We start from the raw sequence: 19080 nt of genomic DNA, 5'->3' as shown, positions 1-19080 counted from the left end.
TTCGATAGTAAAGCTAAAAATATTTTTACTCTAGTTAAGCTTTAACTGTATCTTTTAATAAATTAATTTTATCTAACTTTTCCCATGGTAATAATACGTCTGTACGACCAAAATGACCGTATGCAGCAGTTTGTTTATAAATAGGATGTTTCAAGTCTAACATTTTAATAATTCCAGCTGGTCTTAAATCAAAATGTTGTCTAACTGCCTCAACCAATTCATTTTCTTTAACTTTTCCTGTACCAAATGTATCTATAGAAATAGAAACAGGTTCAGCTACACCAATAGCATATGCAAGTTGCACCTCACATTTGTCTGCTAATTCAGCAGCAACGATATTTTTCGCTACATAACGTGCAGCATATGCAGCAGAACGGTCTACTTTAGTCGGATCTTTACCACTAAAGCATCCCCCACCATGGCGTGCATAACCACCATATGTATCAACAATTATTTTACGTCCAGTAAGCCCAGCATCACCTTGTGGCCCACCTATAACGAAACGACCAGTAGGATTGATATAAAATTTGGTATTCTCATCTAAAAGTGTTTCGGGTACCGTTGGATAAATGACATGTTTTTTAATATCGTCTTGAATTTGTGCTAATTCGATATCTTCGGCATGTTGTGTTGACACGACAATTGTATCAATACGATGTGGTTGATCTTGTTCATCATACTCAACAGTTACTTGTACTTTACCATCAGGACGTAAGTAATTTAATATTTCATCTTTACGTACATCTGATAAGCGTTTAGCAAGTTGATGTGATAAGAAAATTGGTAACGGCATGTAAGTATCCGTTTCGTTTGTAGCATAACCGAACATCAAACCTTGGTCACCCGCTCCAGTAGCTTCAATTTCCTCTTCTGATGCATCTTCACGATACTCTAAAGCTGTATCGACACCTTGAGCGATATCTGGTGACTGTTCGTCAATTGCCGTCAACACTGCCATTGTCTGGCTATCGTAACCGTATTTAGCACGTGTGTAACCTATCTCTTTAATTGTTTCTCTAACCACTTTTGGAATATCAACATATGTTGTTGTTGATATTTCTCCTGAAATAAGCGCCATGCCAGTAGTTACTGTCGTCTCACAAGCAACACGTGCATTTGGGTCATCTTTCAATATTTCATCCAATATAGCATCAGATACTTGATCCGCTATTTTATCTGGATGTCCTTCTGTTACCGATTCTGAAGTGAATAATCTTCTATTGTAAGTCATAATTTGCTCCTTTAGTTTTTAAATTACGAAAATTCTCTCTCTGTTGAGCTCATTAAAAAAGCCTTCTACACTATCAATAAATAGAGAGAAGGCCTTATACGTCCATTCGCTCTTATCGTTCAGACGATATTTGTCTGCAAACGGTTTGGCACCTTTCTTCCTATTAAGAAGAGGTTGCTGGGCTTCATTGGGTCCATGTCCCTCCGCCACTCAGGATAAGAGAATCCGTTAAGTCCTATAGTACAGAATCAACGATATAATGTCAATTTTACATTTATTAATGGTTATTTAAAATTCCTTTTAAATTGGTATGGACTATTAATATATATGTGTTATACTCTGTAATTGTAAAGGCTTACAATAACTAAATAGCGTTGGAGGGATTAGTATGGCTGTAGATACATACACTTATACAAACAAAATTGAAAGCATTTTAGACAAAAAATCTTCATTATTTCAATTATCTACAACACAGTTGTATAACAAGATTTTAGATAATGATGAAGGAGAACTCACCGAATTAGGTGCAATTAACGCTAGAACAGGTAAATATACAGGTCGTTCACCAAAGGATAAGTTTATTGTAAATGAGCCATCTTATAGAGATGATATTGACTGGGGCAACGTTAACCAACCGATTGAAGAAGAAACATTTTTAAATTTATATGATAAGGTACTAAACTATTTAGACAAAAAAGATGAACTATATGTATTCAACGGTTATGCCGGTAGTGATCACGACTCACAATTAAAATTAACTGTTGTAAATGAATTAGCTTGGCATAATCTATTTGCTCAAAATATGTTTATACGCCCTAGCTCAAAAGAAGAAGCGCAAGAAATCAAACCAAACTTCACAATTATTTCAGCACCTCATTTTAAAGCCGATCCAGAGATTGACGGCACAAACTCAGAAACATTTATCATCACATCTTTCAAACATAAAGTCATCCTCATTGGCGGGACTGAATACGCTGGTGAAATGAAAAAAGGTATTTTCTCCGTAATGAACTATTTACTACCTAAAGATAACATTATGAGCATGCACTGTTCAGCTAACGTTGGAGACAAAGGTGACGTTGCTTTATTCTTTGGTCTTTCTGGCACTGGTAAAACAACACTATCAGCGGATCCAACACGTAAGCTAATTGGCGATGATGAACATGGTTGGAATGAAAATGGTATTTTTAACATAGAAGGTGGTTGTTATGCAAAAGCAATTAACCTTTCTTATAAAAAAGAACCTCAAATTTATGACGCTATTAAATATGGTACTATTTTAGAAAATGTTGTTGTAGATGAAGATGGTGACATTGACTTCGATGATAATCAATACACTGAAAACACTAGAGCAGCATATCCAATAGACCATATTGAAAATATTGTAACCCCATCTAAAGCGGCTCATCCTAATACAATTATTTTCTTAACTGCAGATGCTTTCGGTGTTTTACCACCTATTTCAAAACTGTCCAAAGATCAAGCAATGTATCATTTCTTGAGTGGATTCACTGCTAAATTAGCCGGTACAGAACGTGGCGTAACTGAGCCAGAACCTTCATTCTCTACATGTTTCGGTTCACCTTTCTTACCTCTAAACGCTAAAGTTTATGCTGATTTATTAGGTAACCTAATCGATCAACATGATGTAGATGTTTATCTTGTAAACACTGGTTGGACTGGTGGTAAATATGGCGTAGGACGTCGTATAAGCCTAAGTTACACAAGACAAATGGTAAATCAAGCAATTACAGGGCAATTAAGAGATGCTGAATATATTAAAGATGATATGTTCGGTTTAGATATTCCAGTCGAAGTTGAGGATGTCCCTCAAACACTATTGAATCCTATTAATGCTTGGAGTAAGCCAGAAGCGTATAGAGAACAAGCTCAAGATTTAATTAACCGTTTCAATCACAACTTTGAAAAATTTGGAGTAGAAGTTGATGATTTAGCAACACGTGGTGGGTTTAAATAATATTTGTTAAATTATATTATATAGTAAAGAGGATTGGGCGTTAACGCCCAATCCTCTTTATTTATTATATTTTATTCTCTTCGACATCTTTCATCCACTGTTTAATTTCATAAAGCGTTTGTTTTAGAGCGAACGGTCTAGGTACATGACCTTCCGACATTTGATAAAACGTACGATAAGTTGTTCCCTTTTCCTCTAATTGCTGTGCTAAATAATAGGCATGATGAATACCTACTTGTTTATCTTTTCCACCATGAACAATAAATATGGGCGGGCTTGACTTAGTAATTTGAGCTAATGCATCTCGTTGCTGATAGGCAGCAGCTTGCTTTTTAGGATGACCAATCATGCGTTTCAGCATGCCTCTTAAGTCGACGCGTTCTTCATACATTAAGTATATATCAGATACTCCACCCCAGATAATATAACTTGAGATTGGTAATTCTTGAAATGTGAGTAAACCTTGAAGTCCACCTCTTGAAAATCCAATCATATGAATGTCCGCATTAGGGTATTTTTGATGCAATATACGTATAGCGACCGTGACATCATTTAGATCCGCCCCATAAAATTCATCTTTACCCTCACTGCCATTATTCCCTCTATAATACGGACCAAAGACTAAAGTGCTTGTATCTGCAAACTGCATCATTCTAGCTGCCCTCACTTTACCTACCTGACCTTTGCCACCACGTAGATAAATCACAATTCTTTTTACATTTTTTTTCGGCGTCATTATTAAGCCTCGAACTTTTAAATTATCGACACGATATGTGACTTCATCAAATTTATGATGCATTGATTCAATTGGCATACATTTTCTATTTATAAAATCCAAGTGATATCACTCTCTCTAAACAGTGTAAAATCGCATCGTCCTTCAGCAAATAACTTTTGTTACTCTCTGGAATGTCAGCTATATCCTTATAAAATAACGGGCCATTTGTTTCTAAATAATCCACTTGATGACTTATCTCTGATACATTTACCATAAATACATCTTTTGTAAAACATAAACCATTCGTACGTTGTACTTCATATTGTGCAATATACTCACATTGCGCTATCGTTGCTCCTGTTTCTTCAAACAACTCTCGCGCAGCAGCTGCTTCACTTGTTTCTCCGTCTTCTTTTTTACCGCCGGGGAATTCAATGCCACGTAATTTGTGGTTTGTAAATAGCAACTGATCTTTATATTTCGGAATAATGAGAACATGATTTCCGTCAGCAATATCTTCTTTATCTTTATATGATAAATATACGTTGTCATTATCTTTATCTTTAAACTTCATATACATCACTCTTCCCCTTATTATGTTAAACTAACTATGCTAAAGCTAAGTTATTTGTTGGAGGCAAAATTTATGAAAACTATATTTCTTGGACTCATTCATATATATCAACGATTTATATCACCATTAACGCCCGCAACTTGCCGTTTTTACCCTACTTGTTCTGAATATACAAGAGAAGCAATTCAAGTATATGGTGCATTCAAAGGTACGTGGTTAGGTATTAAACGGATTTCAAAATGCCATCCGCTTCATAAAGGCGGTTTTGACCCAGTACCCTTAAAGAAAAAAGATGACAACAAAGATTAATAAATTCTTGTTAATCTTGTACTTTTAACCTTTGGAGGCTCAAAATAAATTGAGCCTCTTTTTAATATACCTGCGCGGTCAACCATATCATTCTCAAAATAATAACCTTCTGGTGTAATATCACTTGGATAATTAGAAAATTGCGCTAGCATCGCAGTAAAATATCTACTTAATCCATACTCATACATGCCACCTATAACTATTTTTACATTTTTATCATTAAGCATTTTAATGATATCCATCACTTTATCAATCCCACCCAACCTAAAAGGTTTCAATACAACAACATCTATAGCGTAATTATCTAGAATCTCTAGAATGTTACCTACTGTGTCTGCCTTTTCATCTATAGCAACTGGTGGTAATTCGTATGCATCAAACTGATTTAGCATATTTAAAGATTTAAACGGCTCCTCTATATACAATAATTGATCATACCCAATTGTTGTTAACTTAGCTATCTCTGAATTGGTTATAGATTCATTAGCATCTATAACAACATCTGGTTTAAATGGTAATTGTTTAATTTTTTTTATATCATTTAAAATTGAATAAGACCATTTTACTTTAACACGTTGAGGTTGTGTTTGGGATAATTGCAAAATATTTTCTTCGGCTAAACCACTAATTGTTGCACCATAGGCTACGCTAAAATCTGTTAATTTGAAAAACATTTGATAACAAGCCATTACAATCATACTTCTAGTTGCTGGATATTTAGTTAAATGATTTAAACTACACAACATTTCATCGAAAGTATAAAACGCTATATTTTTAATACTTTCGAACCACTCTTTCACTTGGTTTTGTGCATCATCAATCGTTTCATTTGCATACCAATCAGTTTCAAACGCATTACACTCTCCATAGTAATATGAATTATTATCCGTAACTAAAGCTACAAACAACGCTTTACGTGTTTCAAGTTTTATTTTAGGTGTAATAATTGGGGTATTAAAACGTTCGTCGTAAACGTATAGATGCATATCAACTATTTTCATATAGACTCCTTATTACTTTTTATAAATGATTCCTTTGCAATTTACCTGTTGATGTATAAGGTAACGAAGTAACACGCTTAAATTGTTTTGGCACTTTATACTTTGCTAAATGATTTTCAAAGAATGCTACTAAATGTTTATTAGTTATAGCTTCTGAAGCAATATAATATAAATAAGGTACTTCCCCCCATGTATCATCTTCAATACCTACACACATTGCATCTTCGATAGATTCATGTTTTTTAGCAACTGTTTCTATTTGATAAGGATATATATTTTCTCCACCACTTATAATTAAATCTTTTCTACGGTCATATACCATAACATAACCTTCTTCATCTATTTCTGCTATATCACCCGTTTTAAAATAACCATCTACAAAGGTATCTTTTTTATTCATTGGAAAAAGATACCCATTCATAACATTGTCACCTTTAATTAATAATTCTCCATGACCATTAACATTTGGTTGAGAAATTTTCACTTCAACATTGTCACTCGGTTTTCCAACCGTGTCTGGTCTTAGTTTTAACATTTCTGGTGTTGCTGTTAAGAATTGCGAACACGTCTCAGTCATCCCAAAAGAATTATATATCGGTAAATTATATTCTAACGCTCTATTTATTAAAGATGTAGTTAGTTTAGCTCCACCAAGCAATATTTTTTCAATCGAGAATGGTTGATGCCACCCCTTGTCCATTAACCATTTCAAAGTCTGTGGTACTAATGATATATGTGTAGGTGTTTCCTCTCTTATTATCTTCATCATTTTATCAGCATCAAATTTCGCTTCAAGTCGTAATGTAAAACCTTCAATTAAGGCTCGTAACACTACGCTTAAACCAGAAATGTGATAAATCGGCAATACCGATAACCATTTTGTAGATTGACTAAATCCAAGACTCTCTTTACAACCTAATGCACTTGCATAATGGTTGTAAAAGGTTTGTGGCACTGCTTTCTGAGGTCCTGTAGTACCAGAAGTAAACATAATCGATGCGATACGATCATTTGAGAACGGCGCTTCAAATTCATATCCTTCCTGAGTCTGTAATGTTTGAAAATCTATCACTTCAATATCTCTTAAATGAAGCTGTTCCATCGATATAATTGTACTTACATCTATAGATTTCATTTGAGCAATCATTTCTTTTTTAGTTAATCTCGTATTTACCATAGCTATTTCTATGCCTGCTACCCATGCAGCATTTATAAGTACTATGGATTCAATTGTATTATTAATATATAAACCTATTCTATTTAATTCTAACTGTTTCAGACTATAGGCCAGCCTTTTAGCGCTATCATACATCTTCCCAAATGTAATTTGATTCACGCCATCATCGATAAATATCCCTTTACTATTTTGTTCAGCTTGCGCTTTTAACCAAAAATCCAATCTGTCATTCCTCCATCTCAATTATATTTATTATAACGTGTTTATATTTATTTAACAGGGTTCATGCACAAGACGTAATATTTTTTAATATTTCAACTATTTATAATCATTTTTGGTCACCTTATAATATAGAGGTTACTTTTATTTTTGATTTAGTTTAAATAAATTATTCAACTGGTTAAAAATCAATTTTTCACCTTTAATGTTTTGCTCATAGCAAATATTGGGTAATTATCTATTTTAAAAAAGATAAAGGAGTGAAACAGATGAAGTTTAAAAGTTTATCAGCAATTTTGTTATCTAGTCTATTATTAGCTAGTTGTGGCAATGGTTCATCTGACAGTGATTCAAAATCTGAAAATAAAAAAGATACAACATCCGATAACCAAGTTATCTCTATCAATAAAATCAAAACAAGTCCTGATGACGCCATTAAAAAAGCCCAAGAAACTTATAATAACCAAGATTTAAAAGGCATATCATATGAAAAAAGCAATGGTGAGTGGGCATATAAAATTGAACAACAAGGTGATAACAAAGAATCCGAAGTTATTATCTCTGATAAAAATAAAAAAATTTTAAATAAAGAACAAGAAAACGAAAACTCAATTAACAATGACGAGGCTTTTAAATATAATGAAGCCATCGATTATAAAGACGCTATTAAAAAAGGGCAAAAAGAATTTGATGGAAAAATCAAAGAATGGTCACTATCAAAAGACGATGGGAAACTTGTTTACGATTTAGACCTTAAAAACGACAAAGAAAAACATGAAATAACGATTGATGCTAAGAATGGTAAAGTGTTAAATAACGAACAAGATAATTAAGCATATATCTAGGTAAACATTTAATTATTGTCAATACGTCAAAGTCAATTTCTCTTAAAACACATTCCCTATTTCATCTAAAAGGAATTTATCGCCCTTCTTTGACTAAGATGACTAGATCGAAAGTTATCATTTCCATTAACTTCATAAATCAAGAACCACTTCTTTAGAGAAGTGGTTCTTTTAAAAATCGGCTTACTAATTACTTAAGTTGATTAGCGCTCTACATAATACCCACTTTAGTCACCGACTTTATATCAATTATTAATGCCTAAATATGTTACCAAATAGTCAATTTCTATTTTAATGTATATTATACTAATCGTATAATACCTCCTTTAATTTACATCCCTCTTATATTATTAACCCACTAACATTATTGAATAATTAAAATAAATCTTATTACTATCTAATATTTCATTACTGCATATAACTTTCGTTAATCTAACTTATTTTTTTATTATTTTTGCTTGTACTTATTTTAAAAACCGACTAACTACATATACTAATAATGCCTTCTTTGCTAACTTTGTAAAAAAGGAGGCGTTTAAAATTAAAAAAGTCAGCATAGTTATGCCAACATACAATAACGATTGTTCTCTTTCTCGTACAATCGATTCTGTTATTAATCAAACAATGGAGAAAACCAATTATGAGCTAATAATTGTAGACGATCATTCAACTAACTCGAATACATTAAATATTATTAAATCCTATACAAAAAAATACAGTAAGTTAATTAAATTCAAACGACTAAAATTCAACAGTGGTAGTGCTAGCAAACCAAGAAATAAAGGTATTGAAATGAGTAGTGGTCAGTATATTTTCTTTTTAGATTCTGACGATTTTTTACACCCGCGTGCTTTAGAAGACTTATATAATTATGGAATTAAACATAAAAGTGATTTGATTATTGGAAAATACGGCGTTAAAGGTAAAGGTAGAAGCGTACCTAAAGCTATATTTGAAAATGGAAATGTTCCGAAAGCTAATATTATTGAAAATAGTATGTTCTATGCTTTATCTGTACTCAAAATGTTTAAAAAAGCAATTATAGATAAAAATAAGTTAAGATTTAAAACATTTTCACAAACTGGTGAAGATCAACTATTCACTATAGAATTTCTAATGAACTCTAGGAATTATGCTATAAAAACAGATTACGAATACTACGTCGTAGTCAATAATTTTGATAATGGTACACATTTATCACATCAGAAAAGTTCTGGGAAACAATACTTTGCAACAATCAACGAAATTTATAACACCATTTACAAAAGCCCTATTTACAAAGATCCAAAAACACGGGACCAATTTGCTGGAAAATTTACTACGCGGTTATTTAGACACGGGCAAAAGAAAAATTTTGCAATTAGTAAAATGAAATATGAAGATAAAATTGAATGGTTGAAGTATTTTTCAAAAACACTTAATAGCGTTCCTAGAAGCGCCGATCAGTACGTTACACAAATTTTCAATATGAAATTAGAAGCCATAAGACAAAATAATTTGTTAGCTGTTATGGCAGCAGATAAATTCATTAAAGGAGAATAACTAAAGTGTATGATTACAACTATAATGATACAAAAAAGCTTGAATTAAATGTCATAGATATAAAAAATAATAAGAACAAAATTGAATGGATATATGCAAATTATGAAAATATAACCTTAAAAATCCAAAAATATGATATACCTTGGTTAATTATGAACGATTATAAAATTGCAAGAATAGAAAACTTAGATACGAAAGCAGACTTTAATAACTTGAAAGTAGAATTCGATTTTACCAATGACAAACTAATCTATGTGACATACAACGATTAATTAATTTAGGAAAATTACTTTTACAATTTTGTTTTTAGGAGAATTTTAAATAATGAGAAATTTAATTAGGAGATTTCTTTTAATAATATCGATTCTATTGCTCATCTCTTATGTTTTAAAAGAAAAAAGTGTTGATGCATCATCACTAAACAATGATGATACATATATTACTGAACCCACAAAACCTATAAAAGATGCTACACCTGTTGAGTATGAGATACCGCAAGAAAACCTTAGACCTATAGAAGAAGCAACTGGAAGTGATATAGAAAGAATTTTAGGCAAAGATGACCGTATATTAGTAAAAAATTATACCTCTTATCCCTATAAAACTATAGTACTTTTAAACATGACATTTAACAATATAACTTATATTGGTACAGGTACTGTGATTGCTCCTGATACAATACTTACAGCAGCGCATAACGTTTACGATTCAAGACTTGGTGGTTGGGCTACTGAAATAACAGCTTATGCTGGAGCAAGAGCTAACAAAGCTACTATAGGTAAAGCAAAAGTAGATAAAAAATATCTATTACCAGAATGGATCAATTCTCAATCTTCTCAACATGATTTAGCAGTTATTAAGTTAAAAACCTCTCTTGGAGAACAAACAGGTACTTTAGGAATAACTAACAAAATGAAATTAAGCGAACCTATAGAAACAGCTGGATACCCTGCTGATAAAGGCGGTTGGACATTATATAAAGGAAACAGTCTATTAAAAAAAATCACTAATTTTAATGTTTATTACGATATAGATACTTATGGTGGACAAAGTGGCAGTCCAGTATGGAATAGAGACAAGAAAATTATTGGAGTACATACTTATGGTTCTAGCCCGCTAAACTTTGCCACCAAAATAAATGATACAAATTTGAAATTAATAAAAAAATGGACGAACATCCCAGTTGGCCATGTCTACAACAAAGATGTCACTGTATCCAAAAGTAATATTTCGGTTTGGAACGATTTTCAATTTCATATTAAGAAACCACTGACTCATATTAAACTCAGAAATGTTTATAAAGCGAAATATATATACAAACATAATAATGGACAAACTTATTTATCTCTATATGATAATAAAAATAAATGGATAGGTTATTTTAATAAAAGAGATGTTTCTGATTTAAAAGGAACGCTACTGAATAAAAAAGTCAAAATAAATAAAAACAATTATGTAATCTGGGATTCTTTTTATTTCGATAACAAAAAAGGTCTAAGCAAAAACTTCTATGGTAAAACTTTAAATGTCAAATATAGTTACGTACTTGGTAATAATGAAGAATTTTATTCTTTATATGATTCCAAAAATAAGTGGGTAGGCTACATAAATAAAAAAGCCACACAGTAATGTATCTAAATAAACATATTAGCTGTAATACTATAAATGAAGCACAATCTAGAAATAAAATTCATAATACTAACTCTAACGAGCAACTTTTAAATAATGTATATTCTGTATTGAATATGCTATTTTACCTAATATAAATAAACTAGTTAAATGTCTCGAGGCTAGTAATGCTTCTCTTATAATCTGAAAATTTCTATTCATGTTTATTAAAATTATGTTTCAATAAACATGAATATATCAACAAAGTTTGTTCTGTTCTAAACAGGATATACATAACTATAATTAAACGCTTTGCATAAAAGCCACTAACTCATTAAATTGAATAGTGGTTTTTTATAGCAAAATTTTTATGAAGTTGAATAACATTTTTAATATTGTCATCTATGTATGACTGATCTATTAAGATAATAATTAAAGACACAAATCAAACCATTGACCTTAATTCTTCATGTATAAATATCATAAAAATTTTAAAACAGTCTATTTGAAATTACTTAGGATTTCTTACTTCAACAACTACGTTTGTTACTATAATAAATCCTGGATTGTGTACATGTTCAAACAAATCAGGAATAATAAATCCTTTTTCTGTTACGGGAAAATATTCTGTTACTACTTGTTTTTCTATTTTACTAAAATATGAAACTTGGACTTTAGACTCTGGATCTAATTCTACAACACGATATTTTTTATAATCGTGTGCATCTAGCGTCCACTCAATATAATTTATAACATCTTTCTTTGTGAGTACATTTCCGGGTTTTAATGGAAACTCTACATAACGAGGTTCAAAACTATGTTTCTTTTGTTTATCATATGCAGATATTGCCACGATTAAATGTGGTCCCGCAATCTCTTGATAATCTCCTCTGTCTGCCCCTACTTTAAATAAATTATGATTCATAGCTGATGCATTTACTTGAGAATTAATTACAGACGTAAAAGCCACACTGCTAGCTATCAAAGAAACTACTATAACTTTTTTGTAATTTTTCATTTGAAATCACATCTTTATTTTTTATATAATAAAAAATTGAATAAATTTATTATTTGTTTGTTACCCTTTTTGACAAACAAAATAACGGGTGAATTATGTACCAAAGCGTAAAATGTCTGACTAAAAAAATTAAAAAAACTTACTTTTTTAATGAAGCGAATTGTTTTCTTCGTGATTTTTTAATTCAAATTTATTTAATATAGAACTTACAGAACTAACACTTATTTATGTATCAGAACCTAAAAAAGGATGCACTTATATAAAAGTACATCCCTTTCATTTGAAAATATGTTTGAATTAATATTTATTTACCTTCAACCCATTTTTATATACAAAATATCTACGAACAAATTCTATAACCATCATCCACACAACATGACCAAACAATTCAGATACATGTTCGTGGAATGGTTGCTCTAAAGCATTTGGAACGACACTCATTATTGGCATTATAATTAAATGAAAGACTATCCAAACAACTAGACCAAAAATAGAACCATAGCCAATTGCTACTTTTGAAAAATGTTTGACTAGCATAATATAAATGAACGCAAATGCTATTGAAAAACTAAAATGAACAATAAAACTTACCCAAGGCATTGATTGTTCTGAAAATTGATAACTCATATGTGTAAAATCTGAACTAAAACCAAACTTTTGTAATAATTCTTGTGGTGGATTAGTTGCATTACGCTCTGGGGTTCTAGGCGGTAGCATAACTTCCCATCCTAATTTCACTATTCCCGATAATAGCCCACCAATGATAGTAGCATAAATAATTTGAGTAAATGATAATTTTTCTTTCATTTTAAATTCTCCTCTACACGTCAAAATGACATAATTTTAAAAATTTTATCAAATTTAAATAGAGGAAACAATATAATTATTATTTATATTTTGTCTATTTTTCGACATTGGTATTATTAAAAAATGTCTTCAAATGAATCAGCTTTAAAAAAGAAATTTCTATATGTTTCTTCACAAAAATAGGCTCAACTAACTATATAAATGATTTACTCAAAAGCATTTCATTAAGTAATCATTACAGTTTAAGATGTAATATCGGATAATGTCTTCCTTGTTGATCCTTTTGAGATTCTTTATACTTTTTAAATCCATTTTTGATATAAAAATTTACAGCATTATAGTTATCTTTATTTACATCAACATATTGAACTTTATTTTCTTGAATTAGATACTGTAGTATTTTAGTACCATATCCTTTATTAAAATATTTTGGATCTATAAAAAGCATTTCTAAATTTAGTTCGTTTGTACCTGAGAAACCAATTGCTTCGTAGGCATTAAACCACAAATCAGCTTCGACAAATTTAAAATATGTAGGAATTTCAGCCTTTAATTCTAATCGATCCTTTTCTTTCAAAAACTCATGAGTTGCAATTACAGATTTTTCCCATATTTCTAGTGCTTTTGGGTAATCTTTTTCTTGAAGTTCTATTTTTGATAATTTCATATTTTATCTCCTTTCACTTAGTTTATAATTCCATAAATTAAGTTTTTTTGAATGAAATTTTGTTGGAATATAACATCCCTTACCTATTTATTTAGCTAAAGGTCCTTTATTTTTAAGTTTTTATAAGTAAAATCGCTTATCTAAATTAAGTTTATCCCCGTAACCTTATAGAGTGTATATTTATTTCATTGTTTATTTTTTTAATTAGATTACTTCTGTTTTAAAATATATTTTAATGAGTTAACTTGTCTTGAAAAGCAAATAAAATCTACTTAACAAAATTACAATCTTTATCTTTATAATAAATCGCAACTTGATTTTTAAATGCCAATCCGTCTTTCGTAAGTTCAACTTCATCTTTAAGTAAACGCTCGAAACTATCGTAAATTATTATATATTCAATCAGAAAAATTTTATCAATATAAAATGTAGTTAACTAGGCAATAGATAATATTGGATAGATATTTTAGATTATACAATTATTAAAAAACCCAACTATTCGTATAGGTAGATTTAATGTAATGTTTTTCTATCCCTAAATAATTGAGGTAAGTGCTAAATTTTTAAGCGTTTTAAATTACCAAGGTACAACTCCATCATTGTTTGTAAAAGTTATATTTTTATTTATTTTATCTTGTTCCACTAACTCAATAACTCTTTTTATACCTTCATCAACTGAACGTGCTCCCATTTTTTTAGCTGTTTCTGGATCTAAACCTCCAAATTCAGTGGCTACCATTCCAGGATCAACTAAATCTATACTGATATTATAACCTTCTTTTTCTAATTCTTTTGATAATTGTATAGAATACATATTTAAAGCAGCTTTTGAAGATTGATAACCGGCAACACTTGCACCATATACAATTGAATCTTTATCTAAAGCTGAATTAAGAAATCCCATCATACTAGATATATTAATGATTTTTGCTTCTTTTTCTTTTTGGAGTAGTGGTAATATTGCTGAAGTTACATTAATAACACCAAAAACATTAACATCAAACTCATTTTTCACTTTAGTAACATCAAGTTTAGAGGGGCTAGAAGCTTCTAAATCTATACCTGCATTATTAATTAAAATATCTAAAGCGTTTATTTCTTGCACTGCATTCTGCACAGAATTTATATCAGTAACATCTAGTTGAACTGCAGATACAGACAAACCTTTTGACTCTAATTCTTTCACAATAGATTGACCATCTTGTAAACTTCTTGCACCTAAGATAACATGATAGCCTTTCTCCGCTAATACTTTTGAAATTTCTTTTCCCATTCCTCTAGTAGCACCTGTTATTAGTATTTTCTTTGGGTTAGCCATATTTTAAAATCTGCTCTTCATATTAAAGTTGTAAACGCTTAATAACTAACCTGTTGAATTAAGTAAAAAACTGATCATCTTATTGATTTTCAGTCCAAAAATCTATTTTTTCTGTGTAGTATTGTGTATTCTTATATTATTCATTAGTTCATAAAAGCAAAAAACACCGAAACCCTATTATATCAAGGATTACGGTGTCTCAAGAAAGCTCAAGTTATGTAATTAACGGAGAGTGAGGGATTTTACAAACCTCATAACACTAGCGTTTAAGCCAATTAGTAGGCGTAGTGTTGGCGTAGAACAAAAATGTCATGGTTAGACTCTTTAACTGACGGATTGCTTGTCACTACGTAATCAAATGTCACCGATAAACCGACCCATCTATTCATTTAGGTGGGTTTATTTTATCTCCACGATATCTTTCAAATTTCTTCGTATAAACTGTTTATTCACACACACCAAAAACACCCACTATTATTATTAAAGTTGAGGAACCTAAAGTAACAAAGAGGGTGTAGAAGTTTGAATGAGAATAAGATTCAAGAGTATAGTTATAGTATAGCCCATTATTACATTTTTAAACCTTTAAATATAACGAAAATATTAAAATAAAATTATCAGTAAATAACAAAGACCAATAAATAAGCTGGGAAAAGTAATAATAGTACCAAAGGTTATAAAAGCCTTTCTAAGTGTATCATTATTACGCTTTATATAACTAACCAAATAACAAAGGAAGCCAATAATTAAACCCATAATCACATAAATGATAATTTAACACCTCCTTGATAAAGGACCCCCCTCTTATCAAAAGACAAACCTAAAGTAATAGAAGGACAGGTGAATTTGAATAAGAAAAACATTAGATAGTGTTTTTGTAACATTCTACTTATATTAGTTTCCAAACATAAAATATATAATAATGTTATAAAAATAATCAATGTCATTCCCGTATTTATATTCATCTGGTGCATCTGGATTTATTACTTTCATATTATCATCTCAAAAAAATGGAATATTTTTACTAGCTTTTATAATGTCCTTAGTAAAGAAAAATTGCTTCCCCTCACCAGTATAAGCTGGGTTTAAAACCATATTCGCTTTAGCGTTATATAGCCATTCGGGATGTATTCCAGAATTCAAAATATCCTGAAATTCTTGAAAATCTTTACTCCAGTCTAAATTTAGTTCCAATTTTAATCACCTCATGAATAATATAGAATAAACGTTCACATAAATCAATTTAATATCTTTTTTTCTTATAATCAATTATAATTAATCGTTAGATAAATTCAGACAATCAAGGAGAATACATATGGATTACAAAAAAGAAATTGAAAAAATAGGTTGGAATACAAAAGAAGTAGCTAATCGAGTCGAAAGTTTAATCGAAGAAAAAGTAATAGATGTAAAAGAAGATGTAACCGAGGATCTATCAGTGGTTGTTGAAAAAGAAAATAATAATCCAATACTCAATGAGTTTTTAAATAAATAAAAAACAGCCTATCTAATCAGATAGGCTAATTTATAACATTTTGTTAAGCGTTCCACGTCGCTTAATAATTAAATACCCCAATTTTCTTATTGGAAACAAATTATAGGTGAAAAAGTTATATAAATTGTAGTTCATATATCTCTTTATTTTCATAAGTATTAAAACTATCAATATGACCTTTTAATACTACTTCTTGTTTCTTTCTACTCACATTGTGATAATATGTTAGCCTAATATTCATATCTGATTCGTAACCATTATTTTGAATAGTATCATCCAATTCATCAAATACAGTTTTATTAATAGGTAACATATAGCTTTCTTTGCTAGGTAACATATTTATATATTTCTTTTGAATTACGTTATCTTTACCTAATATAACTTCGACAGTTATATTTTTAGCAGCTCCTCCACCAAGGTTATATAACTTTAAATAATCTTCGTTTTCTTCAGAATTTGAAGTCGTATTTCTTAAATTTAAATTTTTATTTTCATCTTTTTCTAAAAGTATTTGATTAAACCCTAGAGCTGGTATAAAACTAATTTTCATTTGATAAAGTTGAACTGATACCGATACAAAATAAAATAACGCCATAATAAAAGTTCCTAGTGATCCAATTGCTGAAATAATATTTATCATATTAAGTCTCCTTTTTTAATTTTTAGAAGACAGTAGTAGGGATTTCATTATAGCATGTAAGGCACTTTTTTGTCATTTTTTAACGTTTCGTCCTATCTTACGTATAAAATTATAAAAAACCACCCAGTGACATGTTTGGGTAGTTAACTAAAATATATGAAAAAATAAAACAGGTTGCTCATTAACTTAAATGCTCTTGTACATGTGAATATATTTTATACAAAATAAAAACACCCACTAGTTAAGTGAGTGTTAATTTTATATATTATTTTAATTTAATTGTATCTTTCACTTCTTCTACTTCCATTAATTCTTTGTCCATCATAAATATCATACTCCTTTAAAATTATTATACAGATACTTATCTTTAAACTCAATAAATTGTTCTTCTTTTTTTATCAACTCAAAGATAGGCCAATTTAGAATTGTTATAACTCTTTCATAAGTTACATCTTGTAGAAAAGATTCTAATATCTCAATATAATTATCTTCACGTAATAATATACTTTTAGCCAATAAATCATGTTCATTTAAAGAGTCTTTATTTTCAAAGTGTTCTTCTATTTCAGTAGTATCTGTATTTTTATCTTCAAGTAAATTTGAAAGCCAAAAATTATATTTATAAAGTTCTTTTTTATTAGTGTTTTCATAAATATAATTGAAAATAATTTTTGCTTCTTTATAATACCCGTTATGCAAATAATCTAACCCCAAATTATTTAAATCTCCGAGAAAAACGCCGTCTCTACTTAGCCCTCTTTTATCTAATGTATTTATAAACAACACTGTTCCCATATATAAAACATTTCTTATAGAAGCATGTAAATATTCATCACTGAATTTTATTTCATCGCCCACTTTAAATGAATTAGTAGAGATTCCTTTTATTTTCGATAAATAAAGATGGTTCATTATTCCATTATTATGTGTAAGTAAATGTCTCCTTTCAAAAAGTTCTATTAATTCATTTAATCTTTCTTGATATTTACTAGCTATAGACTTATATCCTTTTTTTGTACATTCATCTACAAATTTTTTAATCCAATCTGAAAAACCACAATGCATAATGCTTGTAACTTTTTGATCAACAACTAAATCTTTAATCTCTTCAATTTTTTCAATATGTTCTAAATCCGAAAATTTTATTTTTTGGTTAGCTAAATCGTTTGAATTTTGTGTAAATCTATAAAAATAAGATAAGATACTAGAAATCAAGCTTTCGAAAAGGCTAACTAAATTTTTTATTTGATTATTCTTTAATAACTTAATTTGTTGCATTATTTTTTCATTTCTATTGTTACAGTTATGTATTAGAAATTTCACATATGGGTCTTTTGTTTTATATTTCTTTCCGTCTGATATTATATTTTTATATATATAATTCATTTTGCTATTTTTTTCAATTATTTCTTTGATTTCCGATAATCTTTTTCTTTGACCTTCATTATAGTCTTCATTACCATCTTCACACCTCAAATAATCAATTATAAATTCTACTATATCTTCATCTGATTTTATAGTATCTTTATCCTTCATTAGCATAAATAAATCCCTAGAAGTTAATGACTCTTTTCCATTTTTATCTAAAGAGCTTACAGCTTCAAAAAACTTTTTCAATATATTGTAATATTCTTCTTTTTCTTCCATATTCCCTCTTTTTATCCTTAGATATTTATATGTATTAATCAATCCTTTTTGTGGATTAGTTACTCCTCTGCAAAATTTTTAATGAATTTCATCATTTTTTAATTTACTAATTTTAATTAACTTATTACTCTTAATATTACAGTCTTGAACAATAAAAATAAAGAGGAAATTTTTAAATACATAAAACAGCCATCCAGTAGGTAGCTGGATGGCATCAACTATTAGCAAAATAATCATACAACAATATGAATACTATTAAGGAGATTCTATTTAATAAATACCCAAT

The 19080-nt window shown here is 29.7% G+C and carries 19 protein-coding genes and 1 riboswitch; of the genes, 7 read left to right on the top strand and 12 right to left on the bottom strand.

The window, feature by feature from the left end:
* Window positions 1-34: 34 nt before the first annotated feature.
* On the bottom strand, window positions 35-1231 hold the full coding sequence (gene metK, locus ACM591_RS06505) for a methionine adenosyltransferase (protein ID WP_029376983.1): 1197 nt from the start codon (window positions 1229-1231) through the stop codon (window positions 35-37).
* A 109-nt stretch (window positions 1232-1340) separates the two neighbouring features.
* Window positions 1341-1453: riboswitch (SAM riboswitch) on the bottom strand.
* 166 nt (window positions 1454-1619) lie between these two features.
* Here metK and pckA point away from each other — a divergent pair.
* A complete protein-coding gene (gene pckA, locus ACM591_RS06500; protein ID WP_029376981.1) occupies window positions 1620-3209 on the top strand; it encodes a phosphoenolpyruvate carboxykinase (ATP) in 1590 nt (529 codons plus the stop codon).
* A gap of 64 nt (window positions 3210-3273) precedes the next feature.
* On the opposite strand, the gene ACM591_RS06495 is transcribed toward pckA, so the two are convergent.
* The gene (locus ACM591_RS06495) at window positions 3274-4047 is read right to left on the bottom strand and encodes an alpha/beta hydrolase family protein (RefSeq protein ID WP_029376980.1); all 774 of its coding nucleotides are present in this window, start codon (window positions 4045-4047) and stop codon (window positions 3274-3276) included.
* Window positions 4031-4507, bottom strand: coding sequence for an RNA deprotection pyrophosphohydrolase (ytkD, locus tag ACM591_RS06490; RefSeq protein WP_037556911.1), 477 nt, complete (start codon window positions 4505-4507; stop codon window positions 4031-4033). The genes ACM591_RS06495 and ytkD overlap by 17 nt, the downstream gene beginning before the upstream one ends.
* A gap of 66 nt (window positions 4508-4573) precedes the next feature.
* Between ytkD and yidD the strand changes: the two genes are divergently transcribed.
* Complete coding sequence (gene yidD, locus ACM591_RS06485) at window positions 4574-4810, top strand: membrane protein insertion efficiency factor YidD (protein ID WP_029376978.1); 237 nt, start codon at window positions 4574-4576, stop codon at window positions 4808-4810.
* On the opposite strand, the gene menC is transcribed toward yidD, so the two are convergent.
* Both menC and menE read right to left on the bottom strand, forming a co-directional pair.
* The gene (gene menC, locus ACM591_RS06480; RefSeq protein ID WP_326025840.1) at window positions 4807-5811 is read right to left on the bottom strand and encodes an o-succinylbenzoate synthase; all 1005 of its coding nucleotides are present in this window, start codon (window positions 5809-5811) and stop codon (window positions 4807-4809) included. The two genes, yidD and menC, sit on opposite strands and share 4 nt — an antisense overlap.
* A gap of 19 nt (window positions 5812-5830) precedes the next feature.
* Window positions 5831-7210, bottom strand: coding sequence for an o-succinylbenzoate--CoA ligase (menE, locus tag ACM591_RS06475; protein WP_029376976.1), 1380 nt, complete (start codon window positions 7208-7210; stop codon window positions 5831-5833).
* A gap of 266 nt (window positions 7211-7476) precedes the next feature.
* On the opposite strand from menE, the gene ACM591_RS06470 reads away from it, so the two are divergent.
* The 4 genes from ACM591_RS06470 to ACM591_RS06455 all read left to right on the top strand — a co-directional run bounded on the left by ACM591_RS06470 (window position 7477) and on the right by ACM591_RS06455 (window position 11223).
* Window positions 7477-8040, top strand: a complete 564-nt coding sequence (locus ACM591_RS06470; RefSeq protein WP_058625537.1) for a PepSY domain-containing protein — start codon at window positions 7477-7479, stop codon at window positions 8038-8040.
* Between the two features lie 552 nt (window positions 8041-8592).
* A complete protein-coding gene (locus ACM591_RS06465) occupies window positions 8593-9594 on the top strand; it encodes a glycosyltransferase family 2 protein (protein ID WP_029376974.1) in 1002 nt (333 codons plus the stop codon).
* Between the two features lie 5 nt (window positions 9595-9599).
* Window positions 9600-9866, top strand: a complete 267-nt coding sequence (locus ACM591_RS06460; protein ID WP_029376973.1) for a hypothetical protein — start codon at window positions 9600-9602, stop codon at window positions 9864-9866.
* 52 nt (window positions 9867-9918) lie between these two features.
* Window positions 9919-11223 (top strand): trypsin-like serine peptidase, encoded by a 1305-nt coding sequence (locus tag ACM591_RS06455; protein WP_418354310.1) that lies wholly within the window; start codon window positions 9919-9921, stop codon window positions 11221-11223.
* Window positions 11224-11713: 490 nt separating this feature from the next.
* Here the strand turns inward: ACM591_RS06455 and ACM591_RS06450 are convergent, their stop codons facing one another.
* The 5 genes from ACM591_RS06450 to ACM591_RS06430 form a co-directional block, all read right to left on the bottom strand.
* The gene (locus ACM591_RS06450) at window positions 11714-12220 is read right to left on the bottom strand and encodes a staphylokinase domain-containing protein (RefSeq protein ID WP_216715221.1); all 507 of its coding nucleotides are present in this window, start codon (window positions 12218-12220) and stop codon (window positions 11714-11716) included.
* A 297-nt stretch (window positions 12221-12517) separates the two neighbouring features.
* A complete protein-coding gene (locus ACM591_RS06445; protein WP_217971327.1) occupies window positions 12518-13027 on the bottom strand; it encodes a YagU family protein in 510 nt (169 codons plus the stop codon).
* 235 nt (window positions 13028-13262) lie between these two features.
* Window positions 13263-13694: a GNAT family N-acetyltransferase gene (locus ACM591_RS06440; RefSeq protein WP_186335589.1), complete on the bottom strand. Its 432-nt coding sequence runs from the start codon at window positions 13692-13694 to the stop codon at window positions 13263-13265.
* Between the two features lie 577 nt (window positions 13695-14271).
* A complete protein-coding gene (locus tag ACM591_RS06435; RefSeq protein ID WP_326025844.1) occupies window positions 14272-15012 on the bottom strand; it encodes an SDR family NAD(P)-dependent oxidoreductase in 741 nt (246 codons plus the stop codon).
* Between the two features lie 1002 nt (window positions 15013-16014).
* Window positions 16015-16206, bottom strand: coding sequence for a hypothetical protein (locus tag ACM591_RS06430; RefSeq protein ID WP_047172193.1), 192 nt, complete (start codon window positions 16204-16206; stop codon window positions 16015-16017).
* 121 nt (window positions 16207-16327) lie between these two features.
* Here ACM591_RS06430 and ACM591_RS06425 point away from each other — a divergent pair, with 121 nt between their 5' ends.
* On the top strand, window positions 16328-16507 hold the full coding sequence (locus ACM591_RS06425) for a hypothetical protein (protein ID WP_047172192.1): 180 nt from the start codon (window positions 16328-16330) through the stop codon (window positions 16505-16507).
* A 115-nt stretch (window positions 16508-16622) separates the two neighbouring features.
* On the opposite strand, the gene ACM591_RS06420 is transcribed toward ACM591_RS06425, so the two are convergent.
* Complete coding sequence (locus ACM591_RS06420; protein WP_326026775.1) at window positions 16623-17147, bottom strand: hypothetical protein; 525 nt, start codon at window positions 17145-17147, stop codon at window positions 16623-16625.
* 330 nt (window positions 17148-17477) lie between these two features.
* Entirely contained in the window at window positions 17478-18794 is a 1317-nt protein-coding gene (locus ACM591_RS06415) for a hypothetical protein (protein WP_216715226.1), read from the bottom strand.
* Between the last annotated feature and the right edge of the window lie 286 nt (window positions 18795-19080).

It is taken from the genome of Staphylococcus sp. Ze2 (assembly GCF_048568365.1).
Classification (GTDB): Bacteria; Bacillota; Bacilli; order Staphylococcales; family Staphylococcaceae; genus Staphylococcus; species Staphylococcus xylosus.
Note: the sequence above shows the minus strand (reverse complement) of the source record. Positions and strands in the feature narration are given on the sequence as shown.

Bases quoted from the DNA above. Each gene is read 5' to 3' on its own strand.
- ACM591_RS06455 (WP_418354310.1), top strand. From the start codon at position 9,919: ATGAGAAATTTAATTAGGAGATTTCTTTTAATAATATCGATTCTATTG.
- ACM591_RS06420 (WP_326026775.1), bottom strand. From the start codon at position 17,147: ATGATAAATATTATTTCAGCAATTGGATCACTAGGAACTTTTATTATG.
- ACM591_RS06425 (WP_047172192.1), top strand. From the start codon at position 16,328: ATGGATTACAAAAAAGAAATTGAAAAAATAGGTTGGAATACAAAAGAA.
- ACM591_RS06435 (WP_326025844.1), bottom strand. From the start codon at position 15,012: ATGGCTAACCCAAAGAAAATACTAATAACAGGTGCTACTAGAGGAATG.
- menC (WP_326025840.1), bottom strand. From the start codon at position 5,811: ATGAAAATAGTTGATATGCATCTATACGTTTACGACGAACGTTTTAAT.
- ACM591_RS06450 (WP_216715221.1), bottom strand. From the start codon at position 12,220: ATGAAAAATTACAAAAAAGTTATAGTAGTTTCTTTGATAGCTAGCAGT.
- ACM591_RS06415 (WP_216715226.1), bottom strand. From the start codon at position 18,794: ATGGAAGAAAAAGAAGAATATTACAATATATTGAAAAAGTTTTTTGAA.
- ACM591_RS06470 (WP_058625537.1), top strand. From the start codon at position 7,477: ATGAAGTTTAAAAGTTTATCAGCAATTTTGTTATCTAGTCTATTATTA.
- ACM591_RS06440 (WP_186335589.1), bottom strand. From the start codon at position 13,694: ATGAAATTATCAAAAATAGAACTTCAAGAAAAAGATTACCCAAAAGCA.
- pckA (WP_029376981.1), top strand. From the start codon at position 1,620: ATGGCTGTAGATACATACACTTATACAAACAAAATTGAAAGCATTTTA.
- ytkD (WP_037556911.1), bottom strand. From the start codon at position 4,507: ATGTATATGAAGTTTAAAGATAAAGATAATGACAACGTATATTTATCA.
- yidD (WP_029376978.1), top strand. From the start codon at position 4,574: ATGAAAACTATATTTCTTGGACTCATTCATATATATCAACGATTTATA.
- ACM591_RS06445 (WP_217971327.1), bottom strand. From the start codon at position 13,027: ATGAAAGAAAAATTATCATTTACTCAAATTATTTATGCTACTATCATT.
- metK (WP_029376983.1), bottom strand. From the start codon at position 1,231: ATGACTTACAATAGAAGATTATTCACTTCAGAATCGGTAACAGAAGGA.